The 22097-nt window shown below is 68.3% G+C and carries 20 protein-coding genes; 7 read left to right on the forward strand and 13 right to left on the reverse strand.

The genetic code is table 11. From position 1 onward, the window contains the following. Positions 1-105 precede the first annotated feature (105 nt). Positions 106-1182, reverse strand: a complete 1077-nt coding sequence (locus CAP38_RS06160; protein WP_086120025.1) for an XdhC family protein — start codon at positions 1180-1182, stop codon at positions 106-108. 224 nt (positions 1183-1406) lie between these two features. Here CAP38_RS06160 and CAP38_RS06165 point away from each other — a divergent pair, with 224 nt between their 5' ends. The 5 genes from CAP38_RS06165 to CAP38_RS06185 all read left to right on the forward strand — a co-directional run bounded on the left by CAP38_RS06165 (position 1407) and on the right by CAP38_RS06185 (position 5759). Beyond that, complete coding sequence (locus tag CAP38_RS06165) at positions 1407-1883, forward strand: 4Fe-4S dicluster domain-containing protein (RefSeq protein WP_086120026.1); 477 nt, start codon at positions 1407-1409, stop codon at positions 1881-1883. A gap of 30 nt (positions 1884-1913) precedes the next feature. Continuing rightward, entirely contained in the window at positions 1914-3761 is a 1848-nt protein-coding gene (locus CAP38_RS06170; RefSeq protein ID WP_086120027.1) for an aldehyde ferredoxin oxidoreductase family protein, read from the forward strand. A gap of 82 nt (positions 3762-3843) precedes the next feature. After that, the gene (locus CAP38_RS06175; protein WP_086120028.1) at positions 3844-5196 is read left to right on the forward strand and encodes an NAD(P)/FAD-dependent oxidoreductase; all 1353 of its coding nucleotides are present in this window, start codon (positions 3844-3846) and stop codon (positions 5194-5196) included. A gap of 2 nt (positions 5197-5198) precedes the next feature. Further along, positions 5199-5453, forward strand: a complete 255-nt coding sequence (locus CAP38_RS06180; protein WP_086120029.1) for a MoaD/ThiS family protein — start codon at positions 5199-5201, stop codon at positions 5451-5453. Between the two features lie 6 nt (positions 5454-5459). Then, positions 5460-5759 carry a hypothetical protein gene (locus tag CAP38_RS06185; protein WP_086120030.1) on the forward strand — a complete coding sequence of 100 codons (300 nt, stop codon included), beginning with the start codon at positions 5460-5462 and terminating at the stop codon, positions 5757-5759. Positions 5760-5771: 12 nt separating this feature from the next. On the opposite strand, the gene crcB is transcribed toward CAP38_RS06185, so the two are convergent. The 5 genes from crcB to CAP38_RS06210 form a co-directional block, all read right to left on the reverse strand. After that, positions 5772-6137 carry a fluoride efflux transporter CrcB gene (gene crcB / locus CAP38_RS06190; protein ID WP_086120031.1) on the reverse strand — a complete coding sequence of 122 codons (366 nt, stop codon included), beginning with the start codon at positions 6135-6137 and terminating at the stop codon, positions 5772-5774. A 2-nt stretch (positions 6138-6139) separates the two neighbouring features. Next, positions 6140-7123, reverse strand: coding sequence for a recombination-associated protein RdgC (locus CAP38_RS06195; protein WP_086120032.1), 984 nt, complete (start codon positions 7121-7123; stop codon positions 6140-6142). A gap of 74 nt (positions 7124-7197) precedes the next feature. Further along, the gene (locus tag CAP38_RS06200; protein ID WP_086120033.1) at positions 7198-8493 is read right to left on the reverse strand and encodes a TRAP transporter large permease; all 1296 of its coding nucleotides are present in this window, start codon (positions 8491-8493) and stop codon (positions 7198-7200) included. Beyond that, positions 8486-8989: a TRAP transporter small permease gene (locus tag CAP38_RS06205; protein WP_086120034.1), complete on the reverse strand. Its 504-nt coding sequence runs from the start codon at positions 8987-8989 to the stop codon at positions 8486-8488. Before CAP38_RS06205 ends, CAP38_RS06200 begins: the two co-directional genes overlap by 8 nt. Positions 8990-9025: 36 nt before the next feature. Further along, the gene (locus CAP38_RS06210) at positions 9026-10000 is read right to left on the reverse strand and encodes a TRAP transporter substrate-binding protein (protein WP_086120035.1); all 975 of its coding nucleotides are present in this window, start codon (positions 9998-10000) and stop codon (positions 9026-9028) included. Between the two features lie 177 nt (positions 10001-10177). Between CAP38_RS06210 and CAP38_RS06215 the strand changes: the two genes are divergently transcribed. Together CAP38_RS06215 and CAP38_RS06220 are read left to right on the forward strand one after the other, a co-directional pair. Further along, the gene (locus tag CAP38_RS06215) at positions 10178-10744 is read left to right on the forward strand and encodes a winged helix DNA-binding protein (protein WP_256924314.1); all 567 of its coding nucleotides are present in this window, start codon (positions 10178-10180) and stop codon (positions 10742-10744) included. Positions 10745-10748: 4 nt separating this feature from the next. Continuing rightward, positions 10749-14342, forward strand: a complete 3594-nt coding sequence (locus tag CAP38_RS06220; RefSeq protein ID WP_086120036.1) for a hydantoinase B/oxoprolinase family protein — start codon at positions 10749-10751, stop codon at positions 14340-14342. Positions 14343-14354: 12 nt separating this feature from the next. Here the strand turns inward: CAP38_RS06220 and lapB are convergent, their stop codons facing one another. From lapB to pheA, 7 genes are all read right to left on the reverse strand, one after another. Beyond that, the gene (lapB, locus tag CAP38_RS06225) at positions 14355-15500 is read right to left on the reverse strand and encodes a lipopolysaccharide assembly protein LapB (protein WP_086120037.1); all 1146 of its coding nucleotides are present in this window, start codon (positions 15498-15500) and stop codon (positions 14355-14357) included. After that, entirely contained in the window at positions 15490-15801 is a 312-nt protein-coding gene (locus CAP38_RS06230; protein ID WP_086120038.1) for a lipopolysaccharide assembly LapA domain-containing protein, read from the reverse strand. The genes lapB and CAP38_RS06230 overlap by 11 nt, the downstream gene beginning before the upstream one ends. A 42-nt stretch (positions 15802-15843) precedes the next feature. Next, positions 15844-16164 carry an integration host factor subunit beta gene (locus CAP38_RS06235; RefSeq protein ID WP_086120039.1) on the reverse strand — a complete coding sequence of 107 codons (321 nt, stop codon included), beginning with the start codon at positions 16162-16164 and terminating at the stop codon, positions 15844-15846. A 25-nt stretch (positions 16165-16189) separates the two neighbouring features. After that, positions 16190-17869 (reverse strand): 30S ribosomal protein S1, encoded by a 1680-nt coding sequence (gene rpsA, locus CAP38_RS06240; RefSeq protein WP_086120040.1) that lies wholly within the window; start codon positions 17867-17869, stop codon positions 16190-16192. 178 nt (positions 17870-18047) lie between these two features. After that, positions 18048-20102 (reverse strand): bifunctional 3-phosphoshikimate 1-carboxyvinyltransferase/cytidylate kinase, encoded by a 2055-nt coding sequence (locus CAP38_RS06245; protein WP_086120041.1) that lies wholly within the window; start codon positions 20100-20102, stop codon positions 18048-18050. A gap of 18 nt (positions 20103-20120) precedes the next feature. After that, entirely contained in the window at positions 20121-20999 is an 879-nt protein-coding gene (locus tag CAP38_RS06250) for a prephenate dehydrogenase/arogenate dehydrogenase family protein (protein ID WP_086121061.1), read from the reverse strand. Beyond that, the gene (gene pheA / locus CAP38_RS06255) at positions 20999-22096 is read right to left on the reverse strand and encodes a prephenate dehydratase (protein WP_086120042.1); all 1098 of its coding nucleotides are present in this window, start codon (positions 22094-22096) and stop codon (positions 20999-21001) included. Before pheA ends, CAP38_RS06250 begins: the two co-directional genes overlap by 1 nt. Between the last annotated feature and the right edge of the window lies 1 nt (position 22097).

Consider the following 22097-nt stretch of genomic DNA (forward strand, 5'->3'; position numbering starts at 1 on the left):
TAGCGGTGGCCCTGCAACGCACTCGGGGTTATGCCGGGTGCGAGGCAATCCCTGTGCCAGCCCTCAGACGGGCCCGGTTGTTGCAACCTGGAACACCCGCAGCCCTCATTGCGGCGGCAGGGCGGCCGAGCAGACCGGCCCGCTGGCCGGCTCGATGGCGTCCTTGGCCGAGCCCACCTGCATGTCGCGTGGCAGCGGCACGCCGTTCTTGACCGCCAGCACCTCGGCCATGACGCTGACCGCGATCTCCGGCGGCGTCTTGCTGCCGATGAAGATGCCGATCGGGCCGCGCAGCGGCGCCAGGCTGGCCTCGGTCTGCCCGAAGTGCTCGATGAGCCGGGCGCGCCGGGCCTCGTTGTTGCGCCGCGAGCCGATCGCGCCCACATAGAAGGCGTCCGAACCCAGGGCTTCGAGCAGGGCCAGGTCGTCCAGCTTGGGGTCGTGGGTGAGGGCGATCACGCAGCTGCGCCGGTCCAGGCCGAAGTCCCGCACCACGTCGTCGGGCATGTCGCTGGTCAGGGTCACGCCGGGCACGTTCCAGCCGCCCCGGTGTTCCTCGCGCGGGTCGCACACCGTGACCGCAAACCCGCTGAACAGCGCCATGGTGGCCAGGTACTCGGTGAGCTGGCCGGCACCGATGAGCAGCATGCGGTACTCGGGGCCGAAGGTGTTGCGCAGGGTCTGGCCGTCGTCGAGCAGCGGGGCCGGGGCCAGCGCCGCGTGCAGGCTCACCTGCCCGGTGGTCAGGTCGGTGGCGCGCTCCACCAGATGGCCGCGGGCCAGTTCGTCCACCAGGGTCGCGAGCAGGGTGGTGTCGGGGTCGAATTCCAGCACCAGTTCCAGCGTGCCGCCGCAGGGCAGGCCGAAACGGTGGGCCTCGTCGGCGGACACGCCGTACTTCACCCGCTGCGGCGGACCGTGCGGAATGTCGTGGGTCACACCGGCAGCCGCTGCGCCGCCCGGTGCCGTGTGGGCGCGGCTGTAGCGGTAGATCAGGTCGTCCTCGATGCAGCCGCCCGAGACCGAACCGACCACCGCGCCGTCCTCGCACAGGGCCATGGTGGAGCCCACCGGGCGGGGCGACGATCCCCAGGTGCGCACCACCGTGGCCAGCAGGGCGCGCCGGCCCTGGCGGCGCCAGTCCAGCAGGGTTCGGAGTACGGTGAGGTCAAGGTTTTCCATGGCCGTGATTGTCGCCCCGCAGGCCCCCCCGCGGCCTCGTGCCGCTTCGATTCACCCTCGCCCGGGCGTGGCCGGGCGCTGTCTCAAAGTGAGACTTTTTGGGTGGCCGGGGGGGTATCAGGGGTAAACCCTGAAGAGGAAAGGGCCTTGTCCCCAAACAATCCTATGAAGAGATCCGCATAAGCAGCCGCCAAGGGCGGTCTCTGCCCCACCTGGAGACACAGATGCAAAAAATCCTTCACATCAACCCCGACAAGTGCACCGGCTGCCTGCAGTGCGAGATGGCGTGTTCCTTCGAGAACTACGGCACCTATGCCACGTCCAAGTCGCGCATCAAGGTGTTCGACTTCCATCACACCGGCAAGAAGGTGCCCTACACCTGCACCCAGTGCGACGAAGCCTGGTGCCTGCATGCCTGCCCGGTGGAAGCCATCACGGTGGACAAGGCCACCGGCGCCAAGGTGGTCAACGAGACCACCTGCGTGGGTTGCAAGGTCTGCACCATCGCCTGCCCGTTCGGCACCATCAATTACGTGCAGGAAACCGGCAAGGTCCAGAAGTGCGACCTGTGCGGCGGCGAGCCGGCCTGTGCCGAAGCCTGCCCGACCAGCGCGATCACCTTCATCGATGCCAACTGGACCGGCATGGACAAGATGAAGCAGTGGGCCGACAAGCTGGGCAACCAGCCCACCGCTGCCTGATATCACCCAGTCAAACACAAGGAGCCAAACATGTCTTGGGCTGGAAAAATCCTCCGCGTCAACCTGACCGCGGGCACCGTCAAAACCGAACCGCTGAACAAGGAATGGGCCCGCGCCTACCTGGGCTCGCGCGGTCTGGGCAGCAAGTACCTGATCAGCGAAGTTGACCCCAAGGTCGATCCGCTGTCGGCCGAGAACAAGCTGATCTGGGCCACTGGCCCGCTGACCGGCACCATGGCCTCCACCGGCGGCCGCTACACCGTCATCACCAAGGGCCCGCTGACCGGGGCGATTGCCTGCTCCAACTCGGGCGGCTACTGGGGTGCCGAGCTCAAGATGGCCGGCTGGGACATGGTCATCGTGGAAGGCAAGTCGGCCAAGCCGGTGTACCTCTACATCAATGACGACGTGGCCGAGCTGCGCGATGCCTCGCACCTGTGGGGCCAGACCGTCTGGAAGACCGAAGAGGTCCTCAAGACCCAGCTGCAGGACCCGCTGGTGCGCGTGTCCTCCATCGGCCAGGCCGGCGAGAACCAGGTGCTGTACGCGGCCATCGTCAACGACCTGCACCGCGCGGCCGGCCGCTCGGGCGTGGGCGCCGTGATGGGCAGCAAGAACCTCAAGGCCATCGCGGTGCGCGGCACCAAGGGCGTGGGCAACATCCGCGACCCCAAGGCCTTCATGAAGACCACCTTCGAGAAGAAGAAGATCCTGGCCGAGAACGCGGTGACGGGTCAGGGCCTGCCGGCCTACGGCACGCAGGTGCTCATGAACGTGATCAACGAGATGGGCGCACTGCCCACGCGCAATCACCGCGACGTGCAGTTCGAAGGCGCGAAGGACATCTCGGCCGAAGCCATGGTCACCCCGCGCGAGAGCGACGGCAAGAAGCACCTGGTGACCAACCAGGCCTGCTTCGGTTGCACCATTGCGTGCGGTCGCATCAGCAAGATGGACGAGAACCACTTCACCGTGAAGAACAAGCCGCAGTACTGGGGCGCCAACGGCGGCCTGGAGTACGAAGCGGCCTGGGCGCTGGGTGCTGCCAACGGCGTGAACGATCTGGAAGCACTGCAATACGCCAACCTGCTGTGCAACGAAGAAGGGTTTGATCCCATCAGTTTCGGTGCCACCGTGGGCGCGGTGATGGAGCTCTACGAAATGGGCGTGCTCACCGCCGAGCAGCTCGGCATCGACGCCAAGTTCGGTTCGGCGCAAGCCTTGGCCCACTTTGCCGAGATCACCGCGCGCGGCGAAGGCTTCGGCAAGGAGATCGGCATGGGCTCCAAGCGCCTGACCGAAAAATACGGCCACCCCGACCTGTCCATGAGCGTGAAGGGCCAGGAGTTCCCGGCCTACGACGGTCGCGCGATCCAGGGCATCGGCCTGGCGTACGCCACGAGCAACCGCGGCGCCTGCCACCTGCGCGGCTACACCATCGCGTCCGAAGTGCTGGGCATTCCGGTCAAGACCGATCCGGTCGAGAGCGAAGGCAAGCCGGAGCTGGTGAAGGCGTTCCAGGACGCCACCGCCGCGTTCGACTCCTCGGGCCTGTGCGTGTTCACCACCTTCGCCTGGGGCGTGGCCGACCTGGCTCCCCAGCTGCAGGCCGCCTGCAACGAAGAGTTCACCACCGAAGAGCTGGAGAAGATCGGCGAGCGCATCTGGAACATGGAGCGCGAGTTCAACAACGCCGCCGGCTTCACCGCCAAGGACGACTCGCTGCCCAAGCGCCTGCTGACCGAAGCCGCCAAGACCGGTGCCTCCAAGGGCATGGTCAGCAAGCTGCCGGAGATGCTGCCCAAGTACTACGCCGCACGCGGCTGGGACGCCGAAGGCCGCCCGACCGCCGAGACCAAGCAGCGCCTGAGCCTGTGAGGGCGGCTGCCCTCGCGCGTTCCGCCTGAACCCCGAGGGGGCAGTCCATGCGCTGCCCCCTTTTTCTTTTCCGGAGACTTCCATGCACCACGTCATCCTCGGCGCCGGCCCGGCCGGCGTCATTGCCGCCGAAACCATCCGCAAGCACGCCCCGGCCGACACCATCACCCTGGTGGGTGACGAGCCCGAGCCGCCGTACTCGCGCATGGCCATTCCCTATCTGCTGATCGGCAACATCCAGGAGGCCGGCACCTACCTGCGCAAGAGCGCGGCGCACTTTGCCAACCTGCGCATCACCCAGGTGGGCGCCAAGGCCACCAAGGTCGATGCCGCTGCGCGCACCGTGGCGCTCGACAACGGCCAGACCCTCACCTTCGACCGCCTGCTGATCGCCACCGGCTCGCACCCGGTGCGTCCGCCCATCCCCGGCATGGACCTGCCCGGCGTGCACCCCTGCTGGACCCTGGAAGACGCCCGCGCCATCATGAAGCTGGCCCAGCCGGGTGCCAAGGTGCTGCAGATGGGCGCCGGCTTCATCGGCTGCATCATCATGGAAGCCCTCAAGCAGCGCGGCGTGGAGCTGTCGGTGGTGGAGATGGGCGACCGCATGGTGCCCCGCATGATGGGCCCGACCGCCGGCGGCATGATCAAGGACTGGTGCGAGACCAAGGGCGTGAAGGTCTACACCGGCACCAAGGTCGAGGCCATCGAGTCGGCCGCCAGCGCGCCTTCCAGCGGTGGCGTCATCAGCAAGATCGCCAGTGCGCTGGGCATGGGCAGCAGCGAGCCGCAGGGCAGCGGCCTGCGGGTCAAGCTGGGCAACGGCCAGACGGTCCAGGCCGACCTGGTGATCAGCGCCACCGGCGTTCGCCCGGCCATCGGCTTCCTCAAGGACTCCGGCATCACCTGCCTGCAAGGCGTGCTGACCGACGAGCACCTGCAGACCAACGTGCCCGGCATCTACGCCGCCGGCGACTGCGCCGAGGCCTTCGACAAGGTCAGCGGCAAGACCATCGTGAGCGCCATCCAGCCCAACGCGGCCGAGCAGGCCCGCGTCGCCGCGCTGAACATGGTGGGCCAGAAGGCCGACCTCAAGGGCGTGACCCAGATCAACGTGCTCGACACCCTGGGCATGATCTCCACCAGCTTCGGCAACTGGGAAGGCGTGCCCGGCGGCGAGCATGTGGAGCTGACCGACAAGGCCACCGGCCGCCACCTCAGCCTGCAGTTCAAGGACGACGTGATGGTCGGCTGCAACTCGGTCGGCTGGACCGAGCACGTGGGCGTGATGCGCGGCCTGGTCGAAGGCCAGGTGCGCCTGGGCGAATGGAAGCACCGTCTCATGGAGGACCCCACCAAGCTCATGGACGCCTACCTGGCCGCCGCCCAGGCACAGGGACAATGGGCAGGCGCCGACGACGCGCGCCGACGTTGACCATGAAAATCACCTTCAAGCTGTTCGCCACCCTCACCGACTACCTGCCGCCGGAAGCCCGCCGCAGCAACCAGATCGAGCTCGACATCGACCCGGCCACCACCATCAGCCAGGTCATCGAGCCGTTCGGCATGCCGCACAAACTGGTGCACCTGGTGCTGGTCAATGGCAAGTACATCCATCCCGAGCAACGCCTGTCGGCCACGCTGCAGGAAGGCGATGTGCTGGCCATCTGGCCGCCGATCGCGGGCGGCTGAACCCCGATGCAGTCGAGTTACGAGGAGCGCTTCCAGCGCGACATGGGCTGCACCGAGGCCGAGTGGCTGGGCTGGCTGCCGGCGGCCATCGGCGAATGCGCATGGACCCGCAGCGGTGCCTCGGTGCGCATCGACATTCCGCCGGGGCAGCTGCACATCCAGTGGGAGCCACGCCCTCCGCGCGTGATCGCGCTCATGCGCATGCCGGTGCTGCGGGTGTCGTACCGGTTCGAGGGCCTGGACGCGGCGCAGCGCTACGCCTTCATGAAGCGCTTCGACCTGTACATGCAGCGCGGCGGGGGCTGACTCCGTCCGCGCTCACCCCAGCGTCTTCAGGCCCAGCCAGGTCAGTACCAGCGAACCCGTCAGGTGCAGGGCGGCCACGCCGCCGGCCAGGGCGAGCCGGCCCTGCTGCAGCAGGGTGACCACCTCGATGGAGAAGGTGGAGAAGGTGGTCAGCGCCCCCAGCAGGCCGGTGACGATGGCCAGTTTCCACACCGGGTCGAGCTGCGGCTGGCTCTGGAAGAAGGCCATGCACAGGCCGATGGCGTAGGCACCCACCCAGTTGGCTGCCAGGGTGCCCCAGGGCAGGAGGGCACCGGGTGTGTTGAGCCACAGGCCCAGCCGCCAGCGCAGCACCGCGCCGGCGCAGGCGCCCACACACAAGGCCAGCACGCTGCCCATGGTCAGAACGGCGGGCCGTCATCGGCCGGGGTGGCGAGCACGGGCGCAGCCGCCGGATCGAGGGAGGGCAGGGCAGGCACCTGGCCCGGCAGCAGCTCGCCACCCAGGGCTTCGATCAGCGCATCGAGCACCTGGCGCAGTTCGCCGGTGCCAATGGCCACGTTGCTGTCGAAGGTCTCTTCCTCGTTGGCCGGCCGGTCCTCGAACACGCCTTCGAGGAAGGCGATCTTGCGCAGCGCCATGCTCTCGGTCAGCACGAAGCCCACGCGGCCTTCCCAGCTCATGGCCAGGCGGGTGGGCAGCTTGCCTTCGGCCACATGGCGGCGCACCTCGTCGGTGAGCAGGTGGTGGCGGGTGAAGCGCACCACCGAGCGTTCCTCGTCGGTCGAGCGCAGTTCGCATTCGCGCTCCACCGCCAGGCCCTCAGGCCATTCCTGTGCGTCAGCGGCGCTCAGCCAGCGGGCCATGCAGGCCTGCGGCGTCATCTGGGTGTTGAGCAGTGACACCGCCAGACCCGGGAAGGCCTCCACCAGGGCGGTGATCACCTCGTCGTTCTTGCCCTGGCTGCTGGCGTCGGTCACCAGCCAGCCGCGCCCGGGGTCGATCCACACCCACACGTTCTGCTGGCGGGCAAAGGCCATGGGCAGCAGGGCCTGGCGGGCGTCTTCACGCAGGGTCTTGGTTTCCTTCTTGCCGGGCTTGCGGCCGGTGGTGGCCTCGATCTGGTCGGCAGCTTCCTGGGCCTTCTTGCGCACCACGGCGCCCGGCACGGCCTTGCTCTCGATCTGCAGCTTGAGGATGCGCTGGTTGTCGACCGATTCCACCAGCGGGCCATGGGCCTCGCCGCGCGGCTCCACCCAGCCCACCGACTTCTCCTGCGAGGCGCTGCAGGGGGCAAAGCGGTGGCCATCGAGGGCCGCTTCCATCTCGGTGAGCGACGGGTTCCAGCCCGGGGCGATGCGGTAGAGGGTGAGGTTCTTGAACACGAAAAGGGAACTCCAGACGGAACAGACCCCGCTCGGGGCGGGGTCGTGATCTTAGCCGTCGTGGTGCCGGTCCCTCACATGCGGGACGGCAGCCAGGTCACCAGCCCGGGAAACCAGTACAGCAGCAGGATGGCCAGCACCATCAGGAAGAAGTAGGGCAGGCAGGCCTTGGCGATCCATGCGATGTCGCGCCGCGTCATGCCCTGCAGCACGAAGAGGTTGAAGCCCACCGGCGGCGTGATCTGCGCCATCTCCACCACGATGACGATGAAGATGCCGAACCACACCAGGTCGATGCCGGCGGCCTGCACCGTGGGCAGGATCACGCCCATGGTCAGCACGATCATGGAGATGCCGTCCAGGAAGCAGCCCAGCAGGATGTAGAACAGGGCGAGCGCGACCAGCAGCACGCCGGGCGAGAGGTTCAGGCTGGCCACGAACTCGGCCAGGTGGCGGGGCAGTCCGATGTAGCCCATGGCCAGGGTGAGGAAGGCCGCGCCGGCCAGGATGAGCGCGATCATGCAGTACAGCCGGGTGGCGCCCAGCAGCGCGTCGCGGAAGCTCTGCCACGACAGCGAGCCCTGCGAGGCCGACAGGATGAGCGCGCCCACCACGCCCACGGCGGCGGCTTCGGTGGCGGTGGCGATGCCGCTGTAGATGGTGCCGATGACGCCGCCGATCAGCAGCACCACCGGGATCAGGTGGCGGCTCTCGCGCAGCTTGTCCATGAAGCTCAGGCTGCCGTCGCTGCGCGGCACTGCCTGCGGGTTGAGCAGCGCCCACACCACGATGGCGCCGCTGAACAGCACCGCCAGCAGCAGGCCGGGAATGACGCCGGCCACGAACAGCCTGGCGATCGACACCTCGGCCGCCACGCCGTAGACGATCATGATGATCGAGGGCGGAATCAGCAGGCCCAGCGTGCTGGCCCCGCCGAGCGAGCCCACGATCTTCTCCGGCGGGTAGCCCCGGCGGGTCAGCTCGGGGATGGTCATCTTGCCGATGGTGGCGCAGGTGGCTGCCGACGAGCCCGAGACGGCGGCAAAGATGGTGCTGCCGATGATGTTGGTGTGCAGCAGCCGGCCGGGCAGGGCGTTCACCCAGGGTGCCAGGCCGCGGAACATGCTCTCCGACAGCCGGGTGCGGAACAGGATCTCGCCCATCCAGATGAACAGCGGGAGTGCGGTCAGCGTCCAGCTGCTGGCCGAACCCCAGATGGTCAGGGCCATGGCGTCGCCGGCAGGGCGGCTGGAGAACAGCTCCATGCCGATCCAGGCCACGCCGGTGAGCGTCAGACCGATCCACACCCCGCTGCCCAGCAGCAGGAACAGCGAGACGATGAGCAGGCCGGTGATCAGCAGGTCATTCATGGCGGGTGTCTCCGGCGTGCTGCTGGCGCAGGCCGCGCCACTCCAGCACGGTTTCGTCCAGCAGGGCAATCAGCAGCACGGTGCAGCCCAGGCCCATGAGCAGCTGCGGAATCCACAGCGGGGTGGCGTCGGTGCCGGTGGAAATGTCGTGGAACAACCTCGACTGGTAGACCAGCCGCCAGCTGTAGACGCAGAGCAGGCCCGCCAGCAGCGTGCCCACCGCCAGCGACCACAGCTCCAGCGCCCTGCGCGCACCGCCCTGCAGGCGTCCGATGACCAGCGTGACCCTGATGTGTTCACCCTGCTTGAGGGTGTAGGCCAGCGCCAGGAAGCCCGCGCCGGCCATGGCGTAGCCGGCGTAGGCGTCGGTGCCCGGCACATAAATGCCGGCCAGGCGGCTGACGATGGAGACCAGCACCATCACCAGCACGCCCACCATGAACAGGGCGGCCAGCCAGCCGGCGCCGAGGTAGAGGAGGTCGAGGGTCTTTCGCATCGTTCGTTCCGTCGGCGTCGGCTGTGGGCCCGGGGTTCACTTGCGGTAGGCGTCGAGCATCTGCTGGCCTTCGGCGCCGGCCTGGCCCAGCCACTCCTGCAGCATGGTGGCGCCCACCTTCTGCATGTCGGCCTTGAGCGCGGCGCTGCCGGGTTCCACCGTCATGCCGTTGGCGCGCAGGGTGGCCAGCGAATCGGTGTTGACCTTCTGGGATGCCGCCCAGCCGCGCGTCTCGGCGTCGGCCGCGGCCTTGAGCAGGGCGTCCTGGCTGGCCTTGTCCAGCGCGTCAAAGGCCCGCTTGTTGACGATGACCGCGTTCTTGGGCAGCCAGGCCTGCACGTCGTAATAGAACTTCAGGTGTTCGAACAGCTTGCTGTCCACGCCGGTGGCGCCCGAGGTCATGTTGGTTTCCACCACGCCGGTGGCCAGGGCCTGCGACAGCTCGGCTGCCTGCACCGTGACCGGCTGTGCGCCCACCAGCTGCGCGATGCGCGAGGTGGCCGGGCTGTAGGCGCGCCACTTGCTGCCCTTGAGGTCGGCGGCGCTGGCCAGCGGCTTCTTGCTGTAGATGCCCTGCGGCGGCCAGGCCACCGAATACAGCAGCATCAGGCCCTGCTCGGCCAGCTTCTTCTGCAGGATGGGCTTCTGCGCGGCGTAGAGCTTGCGCGAGTCTTCGTAGCTGGTGGCCAGGAACGGAATGCCGTCGGCACCGAACATGGCCCATTCGTTCTGGTAGGCCGCTAGGATGATCTCGCCGATCTGGGCCTGTCCGCCCTGCACCGCACGCTTGATCTCGGGGGCCTTGAACAGCGCCGCGTTGGCATGCACCGTGATCTTGAGCTTGCCGCCGGTGGCCTTTTCCACGTCGCTGGCAAAGGCATTGAGGTTGACCGTGTGGAAGTTGGTGGCCGGGTAGGCCGAGGGCAGGTCCCAGGCGGTCTGGGCGGCGGCGGGCAGGGAGCAGGCCAGGGCGCTGGCGGCCAGGGTCAGGCTGAACAGGCGGCGTTTCATGGGGAGATCTCCTGGTGGGGGCGGAAGGGGTGAGCGGACTCTAGCGTTGCGTCGATAAATCGTGATCAGGGTTTTCCATTAATGTCGACAAAACGTTGGCAAATCGTCAGAACGAGGCCTACACTGCGCTCCCGTTCACGCCCTTGTTTCCGCACCCGTCCCTCTGAGGAGATCCGCATGGCCCGAGGCAAACCCGGCTCCACCGCCCCCACCCGCACCACCGGTCCCACCACGGGCGCCGTGGGCCAGCGCATCGTGTCGTCGGCCCATCTGGTGTCGCCGCACAGCGCCGAGATGAGCGAGTTCGAGTTCGGTCTCATCGTGGCCGGCAATGCCTTCTACCGCTGGATCGTGCACTGCATGAGCGCCGCCGGCCTGAAGGACCTGACCGCACTCGACGTGCTGGTGCTGCACCACGTGACGCACCGCGCCCGCGACAAGCGCCTGGCCGACATCGCCTTCATCATGAATGTGGAAGACACCCACCTCATCAACTACTCGCTCAAGAAGCTGCAGGGTCTGGGCGTGGTGGTCTCCAGCAAGAACGGCAAGGAAGTGACCTACGGCCCCACCGAGGAGGGCAAGGCCTTCGTCACCCGCTACCGCGAGATCCGCGAGGGCTGCCTGATCAATGCGCTGAAGGCCGATGACGCGCTCAACCACGACATCGGCGAGCTGGCGCGTCTGCTGCGCGTGCTCTCCGGCATCTACGACCAGGCCGCCCGTTCGGCTGCATCCCTCTGACGCCATGAACACGAACCCAACCGACCCCCGCTGGCAGTTCTGGATCGACCGGGGCGGCACCTTCACCGACATCGTGGCCAAGCGTCCGGACGGCACGCTGGTCACGCACAAGCTGCTGTCGGAAAACCCCGAGCAGTACCGCGATGCGGCGGTGGCCGGCATCCGCCACCTGCTGGGGCTGGCCCCCGGCGAGCCGGTCACGCCCGAGCAGGTGGCCTGCGTGAAGATGGGCACCACCGTGGCCACCAACGCGCTGCTGGAGCGCAAGGGCGAACCCACGCTGCTGGTCACCACGCAGGGCTTCCGCGATGCGCTGCGCATCGCCTACCAGAACCGCCCGCGCCTGTTCGACCGCCGCATCGTGCTGCCCGAGCTGCTCTACAGCCGCGTGATCGAGGCCCAGGAACGCATGGCGGCCGACGGCTCCGTGGTGCAGCCGCTGGACGAGGCCCACCTGCGCGAACGCCTGTGGGCGGCCTTCGATGCCGGCCTGCGCAGCGTGGCCGTCGTGTTCATGCACGGCTATCGCCACACCGCGCACGAGGCGGCGGCGGCCCGGCTGGCCCACGAGATCGGCTTCACCCAGGTCAGCACCTCGCACCAGACCAGCCCGATGATGAAGTTCGTCAGCCGGGGCGACACCACGGTGGTCGACGCCTACCTCTCGCCCATCCTGCGCCGCTATGTGGAGCAGGTGGCCAGCGAGATGCCGGGCGTGCCGCTGTTCTTCATGCAGTCCAGCGGGGGCCTGACCGACGCCCATCGCTTCCAGGGCAAGGACGCGATCCTCTCCGGTCCGGCTGGCGGCATCGTGGGCATGGCCCGCACCGCCACGCTGGGCGGCCACCGCCAGGTGATCGGCTTCGACATGGGGGGCACCTCCACCGATGTGTCGCACTACGCCGGGGCTTTCGAGCGCGAGTTCGAGACCCAGGTGGCCGGCGTGCGCATGCGCGCACCCATGATGAGCATCCACACCGTGGCAGCGGGTGGCGGATCGCTGCTGAGTTTCGACGGGTCGCGCTTTCGCGTCGGCCCGGAGAGCGCCGGCGCCAACCCCGGCCCGGCCAGCTACCGGCGCGGCGGCCCGCTGGCGGTGACCGATGCCAACGTGCTGCTGGGCAAGATCCAGCCGGCCTGGTTTCCCCGTGTGTTCGGCCCCCGTGCCGACGAGCCTTTGTCCGCCGAGGCGGTGCAGGAACGGTTCGGCGCCCTGGCGCAGCAGACCGGGCGCAGCGCCGAGGACGTGGCCGAGGGCTTCATCCGCATCGCGGTCCAGCAGATGGCCAATGCCATCAAGAAGATCTCGGTGGCGCGGGGCTACGACGTCACCCGTTACACGCTGCAATGCTTCGGCGGCGCCGGCGGTCAGCATGCCTGCCTGGTGGCCGACGAGCTGGGCATGACGCGTGTCTTCGTGCACCCGCTGGCGGGGGTGCTCAGTGCCTATGGCATGGGCCTGGCCGACCAGAACGTGATCCGCGAGCGCTCCATCGAACTGCCGCTGGACGCCGTCGCGCTGTCCACGGTGCAGCAGGCGCTGGACGATCTGGCCCTGCAGGCCACCGAGGCCTTGCGGCAGCAGCAGGCCGGCTCGGGCGAGCTGACGGTGCACCGCCGGGTGCATGTGCGCTACGAGGGCAGCGATGCCGCCCTGGTGGTGCCGTTCGGCCCGCTGGACGCCATCGAATCGGCCTTCGAGGCGGCCTACCGCCAGCGCTTTGCCTTCCTGATGCAGGGCAAGCGGCTCATGGTGGAGGCGGTGTCGGTGGAGGCGGTGGTGGCGGGCGATGCACCGTCGGAGCCGCGTCAGGCCCTGCACGGGCCGCGCGAGGTGCCGCGCCGCGAGACGGTGCGCATGTACGCCGAAGGCCAGTGGCGCGACGCGGCCCTGGTGGTGCGCGAGGACCTGCGCCCGGGCGACGTGGTGCCGGGGCCGGCCATCATCGCGGAGAAGAACGCCACCACCGTGGTGGAGCCGGGCTGGGAGGCCCAGCTCACCGCGCTCGACCACATCGTGATGGAGCGCCGCGTGCCCCGCACCGTGCGGCATGCCGCCGGCACCACGGTCGACCCGGTGCTCCTGGAGGTGTTCAACAACCTGTTCATGAACATCGCCGAGCAGATGGGTCTGCAGCTGCAGAACACCGCCTACTCGGTCAACATCAAGGAGCGGCTGGACTTTTCGTGCGCGCTGTTCGACGCCGAGGGCAACCTGATCGCCAATGCCCCGCACATGCCGGTGCATCTGGGCTCCATGGGCGAAAGCATCAAGACGGTGATCCGCCAGAACGCCGGTCGCATGCAGCCCGGTGACGTGTACGTGCTCAATGACCCGTACCACGGCGGTACCCACCTGCCGGACGTGACCGTCATCACCCCGGTGTACGTGGGCAATGCACCGCAGCCCACCTTCTATGTGGGTTCACGCGGACACCATGCCGACATCGGCGGCACCACCCCCGGCTCCATGCCGCCGTTCTCCACCCGCATCGAGGAGGAGGGCGTGCAGATCGACAACGTCAAGCTGGTCGAGGGCGGCGTGCTGCGCGAGGCCGAGATGGTCGCGCTGCTGCAGAGCGGCGAGTTCCCCAGCCGCAACCCGCAGCAGAACATGGCCGACCTCAAGGCCCAGATCGCGGCCAACGAGAAAGGCGTGCAGGAGCTGCGGCGCATGGTCGATCAGTTCGGCCTGGATGTCGTGCGGGCCTACATGCGCCACGTGCAGGACAACGCCGAAGAGTCGGTGAGGCGCGTCATCACCCGCCTGCAGGACGGCGCCTTCACCCTGCCGCTGGACAACGGCGCGCAGATCCGGGTGGCGGTGCGGGTGGATGCAGCCCGGCGCAGCGCCACCATCGACTTCACCGGCACCAGCCCGCAGCAGACGAACAACTTCAACGCGCCGCGGGCGGTGTGCATGGCCGCGGTGCTGTATGTCTTCCGCACCCTGGTGGACGACGACATCCCGCTCAATGCCGGCTGCCTCAAGCCGCTGGAGGTCATCATTCCGGCGGGCTGCATGCTCAACCCGAACCCGCCGGCCTCGGTGGTGGCGGGCAACGTCGAGACCTCGACCTGCATCACCAACGCCCTGTACGGCGCGCTCGGCGTGATGGCGGGCAGCCAGCCCACCATGAACAACTTCACCTTCGGCAACGCCGCCTACCAGTACTACGAGACCATCTCGGGCGGCAGCGGGGCCGGTGAAGGCTTTGACGGCACGGCGGTCGTGCAGACCCACATGACCAACTCCCGCCTGACCGATCCGGAGATCCTCGAGTTCCGCTTCCCGGTGCGGCTGGAGAGCTACCAGATCCGGCGCGGCTCCGGCGGCGCCGGCCGGTGGCGCGGGGGAGACGGGGGCGTGCGCCGCATCCGCTTCCTGCAGGCCATGACCGCCAGCATCCTGTCCAACGGGCGGGTGCATCCGGCCTTCGGCATGGCCGGCGGGCAGCCCGGCGCACCGGGCATCAACCGGGTGGTGCGGGCCGACGGATCGGAAGAACGGCTGGGCCACATCGGCCAGGCCGAGATGCAGCCCGGCGATGTGTTCGAGATCCACACGCCCGGGGGCGGGGGCTACGGCAGCGCCTGAGGCGGCCTGGGCTCAGAGTTCCTCGACCCGACGGGCCGGGTAGCTGTCCCAGGCCTGGCAGCCGGGGCACTGCCAGAAATGCTGGCGGGCCTCGAAACCGCACGCCGCACAGCGGTAGCGCTTGAGCGGCGCGCTGGCCTGTTCCAGCGTGCGCTGCACCGGCGCCTGGGCCTGTGGATCGGACAGGGTCTCGCCGGACAGCCAGCGCGCACCGATCACCAGCGAAGGTTCACGCTCCAGGTGCTGCAGGTAGCGGGCCCGCGAGGCGGCGGGGTCGGATTCCATGGCGGCCAGCGCCTCGGTGATGTCGATGGAGGGGCTGCGCTCGTCGGCCGCCCGCAGCACGGCAGCCACGTCCGGCTGGCGTCCGGTCTGCTGGCCCAGGTCGGTCATGAGCCGGGCCACCAGCGGCAGGGCCTGGGGGGCGTGACGCGCCAGGTTCAGCAGCGCATCGAGCGCCGCGGCGGCATCGCCCTCCTGCTGGCGCAGGCTGGCCAGCACCACCCAGGCGCGGGCCACCTGCGGGGCTTCGCGGACGGCGGCGTCCAGCAGCGCGCGGGCGCGGCCACGGTCGCCTTCGCGCAGCGCCAGCTCGGCTTCCTCGCACCGGTAGTGCGCCAGGCGCGAAGCAAAGCTGCCTTCGGCCTGGGCATCGAGCTGGCGTGCCACGGTCTGTGCCTTGGGCCAGTCGCGCGAGCGCTCATAGATGCCCAGCAGGGCCAGCATGGCCTCGCCGGCAAACGAGGTGCCCTGGAGCTTCTGCAGGGCGGCTTCGGCCCGGTCCAGCAGGCCGGCCTTCAGGAAGTCGAGTGCCAGCGCATGCTGGGCCCGGTCTCGGTCCTTGCCGCTGACATCGGCACGCGAGAGCAGGTGTTCGTGCACCCGCACGGCACGGTCGTAGTCGCCGCGGCGGCGGAACAGGTTGCCCAGCGCGAAATGCAGTTCGGTGGTGTCCGGATCGCCCTGGACCGCCTCGATGAAGGCGTCGATGGCCTGGTCCTGCTGTTCGTTGAGCAGGTGGTTCAGGCCCCGGAAATAGGCCTTGGGGGCCTGCCGGCTCTCCATGCGCCACTGCCGCAGATCCAGGCGGGAGGCTGCCCAGCCGAGGGCGAAGGCCAGGGGCAGGCCCCACAACAGCCAGGTCAGGTCAAAGTCCATGTCGTCGTTCGATCGGGTCGGTGGGGAGCAGGGTGGTGTCGCCGCCGAAGGCGGTGGTGGGGCTGCCACCGGCCGTGCCGGCACGCCGGCGCGCCTTCTTGGCCTTGAGCCACAGCGGCACCATGGCCACCACGCCCAGGAACACGCCGATCAGCATGGACAGCAGCACCACCACCACCAGCGGTGCCTGCCAGCGTGCGCCGAAGAACAGGTGCAGCGTGACCTTGTCCTGGTTGTTCAGCGCAAAGGCGAAAAGGACAAAAAAAAGGGCTGCGTTGAGCAGCCACATGAGGTACTTCACGGCATCCCCTCTGTGGTGGGAGCCGATTGTAGCCAGCGGTCTTCAGCCGCCCGGCTTGCCTTCCCGTCCGAGCATCTCGGCGGTGCGGGCATCGACCTGCTCGCGCAGGGCCTTGCCGGGCTTGAAGTGGGGCACCCGCTTCTCCGGGATCATGACGCTCTCGCCCGAGCGCGGATTGCGCCCGATGCGGGGTGAACGGCGGTTCACCGAGAAACTGCCGAAGCCCCGGATCTCGATCCGGTGGCCACGCACCAGGGCGTCACCCATTGCGTCCAGGATCGCCTTGACGGCGAACTCCGCATCGCGGTGGGTGAGCTGGCTGAAACGGCTGGCCAGGGCTTCGACGAGGTCGCTTCGGGTCATGGGGAGAAGAAGGTGCCGCAGCCGATCAGTTGTTGCTGTTGTCCAGCTTGGCGCGCAGCAGGGCGCCCAGGCTGGTGGTGCCGGCGTTGCCGGTGTTCTGGTTCAGGCTGGCCATGGCTTCGTTCTGGTCGGCCATGTCCTTGGCCTTGATGGACAGCTGGATGTTGCGGGTCTTGCGATCCACGTTGACCACCACGGCGGTGACTTCGTCGCCCTCTTTCAGCACGTTGCGCGCGTCTTCCACGCGGTCACGGCTGATCTCGGAGGCCCGCAGGTAGCCCAGCACGTCTTCACCCAGGTCGATCTCGGCGCCCTTGGCATCCACGGTCTTGACCTTGCCGGTCACCACGGAACCCTTGTCGTTGACCGACACGAAGGTGGTGAACGGGTCGCCGTCGAGCTGCTTGATGCCCAGGGAGATGCGCTCGCGCTCCACGTCGATGGCCAGCACGATGGCTTCGACTTCCTGGCCCTTCTTGTAGTTGCGAACGGCGGCTTCGCCGGTTTCGTTCCAGGACAGGTCGGACAGGTGCACCAGGCCATCGATGCCAGCGGCCAGACCGACGAACACGCCGAAGTCGGTGATCGACTTGATGGGGCCCTTGACGCGGTCACCGCGCTTGGTGGCTTCTGCGAACTCGTGCCAGGGGTTGGCGCGGCACTGCTTCATGCCCAGCGAGATGCGGCGCTTGTCTTCGTCGATGTCGAGCACCATGACTTCGACTTCGTCGCCCAGCGACACCAGCTTGGACGGGGCCACGTTCTTGTTGGTCCAGTCCATTTCAGACACGTGCACCAGGCCTTCAATGCCCGGCTCGAGTTCCACGAACGCGCCGTAGTCGGCGATGTTGGTGATCTTGCCGAACATGCGCGTGCCTTGCGGGTAGCGGCGCGAAACGCCCATCCACGGGTCATCGCCCATTTGCTTGAGGCCCAGCGAGACGCGGTGCTTCTCGGTGTCGAACTTGAGGATCTTGGCGGTGATTTCCTGACCAGCCGTGACCACTTCGCTCGGGTGGCGAACACGGCGCCATGCCATGTCGGTGATGTGCAGCAGGCCGTCGATGCCGCCGAGGTCCACGAACGCACCGTATTCGGTGATGTTCTTGACCACGCCGTGCACGATGGCGCCTTCCTTCAGGGTGTCCATCAGCTTGGCGCGCTCTTCGCCCATGGAGGCTTCCACCACGGCGCGGCGGCTCAGCACCACGTTGTTGCGCTTGCGGTCGAGCTTGATGACCTTGAATTCCAGGGTCTTGTTCTCGTACGGGGTCAGGTCCTTGGTGGGACGGCTGTCGACCAGCGAGCCCGGCAGGAAGGCGCTGATGCCGTTGACCATGACCTTCAGGCCGCCCTTGACCTTGGCGCCGGTGGTGCCGGTGACGAACTCGCCGGATTCCAGGGCCTTCTCGAGGGCCATCCAGGACGCCAGGCGCTTGGCCTTGTCGCGCGACAGCAGTGTGTCGCCGAAACCGTTCTCGACGGAGTCGATGGCCACCGACACGAAGTCGCCGACCTGCACCTCGAGCTCGCCCTGGTCGTTCTTGAACTCGGCCAGCGGGACGAAAGCTTCCGACTTGAGGCCGGCGTTGACCACCACATGGTTGTGTTCGATGCGGACCACCTCGGCGGTGATGACCTCGCCCGAGCGCATTTCAGCGCGTTTCAGGGACTCTTCGAACAGGGCGGCAAAAGATTCAGACATGGAGTTTCCTAAGACCGCTCAGCGTCGGCGTGCACCACGGGCGCAGGAGACCTGCATCGGGTGGCGGGATACGACGGTTGGGCGGCGTTGCAGTTGTGGTGCGCAGCACCACGGGGTTGGTTGAAAAGAACCATCGGGCCTGCGGGCTGGGATCGCCCGGCGGGGCCGTCTGGGCCGGTCAGCGGGGTTCGCGGCCTTCCGCAAACACCACCTTGTCCTGCCACCAGTCCAGCACCTGCTGCACCGAGGATTCGATGTCGAGCGAGGAGTTGTCCAGCATCAGGGCGTCTTCGGCGGGCTTCAGGGGTGCATGGGCCCGGTTGGAATCCCGGTCATCGCGCGCCCTGAGGTCTGCCAGAAGGTCATCGAGTCTAGCAGGGATTCCCTTTGAAATCAATTGCTTATGACGGCGTTCGGCCCGTTGTTCGGCGCTGGCCGTCAGGTACACCTTGAGCGGTGCGTCAGGGAATATCACGGTGCCCATGTCGCGGCCGTCGGCCACCAGGCCGGGCAGCCGGCGCATGCCGTGCTGCAGCTCGAGCAGCGCCTGGCGCACCTCGGGCACGACCGAGACGCGGGAGGCGGCCATACCGGCGGCCTCGGTGCGCAAGTCCTCGCTCACATCCTCGCCGTCCAGCCAGATGCGCTGATCGGCGAACCGCAGCCGCAGGCCGGCGGCCAGCGCCCCCAGCCGGCGGGCCTGATCGGGTTCGCGCAGCGTGGCCTCGTCCAGGCTCAGGCCCTGGCGGGTGGCGGCCAGGCCCACCAGCCGGTAGAGCGCGCCGGAATCCAGCCAGTGGTAACCCAGGCGGGCGGCCACCTCGCTGGAGAGCGTGCCCTTGCCCGACGCGGTGGGGCCATCCACGCAGATCACCGGGATCTGCTTCGGGTCGGCCACGCACACCCCGAACAGGGTCTCGAAGTAGTCGGGGAAGGTCTTGCCGACACAACGCGGGTCCAGGATGCGCACCGGCAGCGCAGCCGGGTTGAAGGCCGCCAGCGAGAAGCACATGGCCACGCGGTGGTCGTCGTAGGTGTGGATGCCCGCCGGCCGCCAGCGCTCGGGCGGCGTGATGCGGATGAAGTCAGCCCCTTCCTCCACCGTGGCGCCGAGCTTGCGGCACTCGGCGGCCATGGCGGCGATGCGGTCGGTCTCCTTCACCCGCCAGCTGGCGATGTTGCGCAGGGTGGTGGTGCCATCGGCAAAGAGCGCCATCACCGCCAGCGTCATGGCGGCGTCGGGGATGTGGTTGCAGTCCAGGTCGATGGCCTTGAGCGGCCAGCTGCCGCGCCGGATGCGCAGGGCGTTGGCCTCCCCCTGCACGTCGGCGCCCATCAGGCGGGCCGCTTCGACGAAGCGGATGTCGCCCTGGATGGACGACAGGCCCACGCCTTCGATGGTGATGCCGTCGGTGCCGGGCGCCGCCGGGGCAATGGCCCCCAGTGCGATGAAGTAGCTGGCCGACGAGGCATCGCCCTCCACCGGCATGCGGCCGGGCGACGCATAGCGGCTGCCGGCCGGGATGGTGAAGCGCTGCCAGCCGTCCCGCTGCACCCGCACGCCGAAGCGCTCCAGCAGGTTGAGCGTGATCTCGATGTAGGGGCGCGAGATGAGTTCGCCCACCACCTCGATGGTGATGTCCTGCGTCTGCGCCACCAGCGGCAGCGCCAGCAGCAGCGCGGTGAGGAACTGGCTCGACACATCGCCGCGCACCCGGATCGGCTCGGCCAGCTTGAGCGGGTGCGGCTGGCCGTTCCCCAGCCGCAGCGGCGGGTAACCGGGCTGACCCAGGCAGTCGACCGGGCAGCCCAGCTGGCGCAGCGCATCGACCAGGTCACCGATCGGGCGTTCGTGCATGCGCGGCACGCCGCTGAGGTCGAAACGCCCGCCGTGGCGCGTGGCCAGCAGCGCCAGCGCGGCGGTGAGCGGTCGCATGGCGGTGCCGGCATTGCCCATGAACAGATCGGCCTGGCGCACCGGCAGCTCGCCGCCCAGACCATGCACCCGCAGGGCGCCATCGGCCTGCGGCTCGATGCGGCAGCCGAGCTCGCGCAGGGCCTGCAGCATGACCTGGGTGTCGTCGGAGTCGAGCAGATCGACCACGTCGGTGTGGCCGGTGCTGAGTGCCGCCAGCAGCAGCACCCGGTTGGAGATGCTCTTGGAGCCGGGCAGGCGGACCGTGCCGCCGGCCGCCTGCAGCGGCGGGAGGTCGAGGAAGGCGGTGGAGAACATGGGGCGGTGGTCGGCGCCTCAGCCCTGCGGGCGGATGGCGTTCATGCGCCACTGGGCGCGGGCGATGCTGGCCTGTTCGATCAGGGCTTCCAGGGCGTCGGGGTTCTCGCCCTTGACCGCGTTCTCCAGCGCTTCGAGCGCCTGCCGGAAACGCTGCGACTGGCCCAGCAGTTCTTCGCGGTTGGCCATGAGGATGTCGCGCCAGATCGCCGGATCGCTGGCCGCGATGCGGGTGAAGTCGCGGAAGCCCGGGCCGGCCAGGGCCAGGAAATCGGCGCCCTGTTTCTGGTTCTGGATGGCGTTCATCAGCGCAAAGGCCAGCAGGTGGGGCAGGTGGCTGACGGCGGCATAGGCGGCGTCGTGCGACTCGGGCGACATCTGCCGCACATGGCAGCCCAGGGCCTTCCAGAGCTGGGTGGCGCGCTCGATCTGGGCGGTCTGGGTGCGCTCGATCGGCGTGAGGATGACCTGCCGGCCGTGGTACAGGTCGGCATCGGCGTGCTCCACGCCGGCCAGCTCCTTGCCGGCAATGGGGTGGGCCGGCACGAACACGCCCACCTGATCGCGCAGCACGCGCCGGGCGGCATCCACCACGTCGCGCTTGGTCGAGCCCACGTCCATCAGCAGCATGTCCTTGTGGACCAGGTGCCGGATGGCCTTGAAGGTGGCTTCGGTGGCGGCCACCGGCACCGCCAGCAGCACCACGTCGGAGCCGGAGACCGCCAGCAGCGCCGACGGTGCCTCGATGTCGATCACGCCCATCTGGCGGGCCCGTTCGGTGGTGGAGGGCGACTTGCTGTAGCCCACCACGCGCTTGACCAGACCGGCCTGCTTGAGCGCCAGGGCGAACGAGCCGCCCATGAGTCCGCAGCCGATCAATCCGAGTTGTTCGAACATCATTCGCTCACCGGGTAAGCGCCCAGCACCTTGTAGTAGGCGCACAGACGCTGGAGTTCTTCAAGGGCCGCCGCCACCGCGGGCTGCGACGGATGCCCGGCGATGTCGATGTAGAAGTAGTACTCCCACTGGCCCGACTTGGCCGGGCGCGACTCGAAACGGGTCATGGACACGCCGTGCTGCTTGAGCGGCACCAGCAGGTCGTGCACCGCGCCGGGCCGGTTGGGCACCGACACCACGATGCTGGTGCAGTCGCGGCCGGAAGCCGGCGGCATGGCCATCGTCTGCGGCAGGCTGATGACGGCAAAGCGCGTGCGGTTGTAGGCCTCGTCCTGGATCGCGTGCGAGACGATGTGCAGGCCGAACTGCGACGCCGCGCGCTCGCTGGCAATCGCTGCCCAGGTGGGGTCGGTGGCGGCCAGGCGAGCACCTTCCGCATTGCTCGAGACCGCGCGGCGCTCGGCCTGCGGCAGGTGCTGGGTCAGCCAGTTCTGGCATTGGGCCAGGGCCTGCGGGTGGGCCATCACCACCTGGATGTCTTCCAGCGAATTGGTCTGGCGCAGCAGGTTGTGGCGCACCAGCAGGCTCACCTCGCCGACCACATGCACCGGCGAGCGCAGGAACAGATCGAGCGAACGGGCCACCACGCCCTCGGTGGAGTTCTCCATGCCGACCACACCGAACTGCGCGGTGCCGGCGGCCGTGGCGTGGAACACCTCGTCGAAGTTGGCGCAGTAGATCAGGTTGGCCGCACTGCCGAAGAACTCGATGGCGGCCTGTTCGCAGAAAGTGCCCTGCGGACCGAGCACCGCCACGCGCTGCGGCGTCTCGAGCGCCAGGCAGGCCGACATGATCTCGCGCCAGATGGCGGCCACGTGCTGGTTGAGCAGCGGGCCCTGGTTGGCGCCCTGGATCTTCTCGATCACCTGGGCCACCCGGTCGGGACGGAAGAAGGGCGAGCCTTCGCGGCGCTTGATCTCGCCCACCTCTTCGGCCACACGGGCGCGCTGGTTGAGCAGCGAGAGCAGCTGCTGGTCGAGCGCGTCGATCTTGACGCGCAGCTCGGCCAGGGCCTGGGATTGCTGGGGTTGGGTCATG

It is taken from the genome of Hydrogenophaga sp. IBVHS2 (assembly GCF_002127215.1).
In the GTDB taxonomy this organism is placed as follows: domain Bacteria; phylum Pseudomonadota; class Gammaproteobacteria; order Burkholderiales; family Burkholderiaceae_C; genus Hydrogenophaga.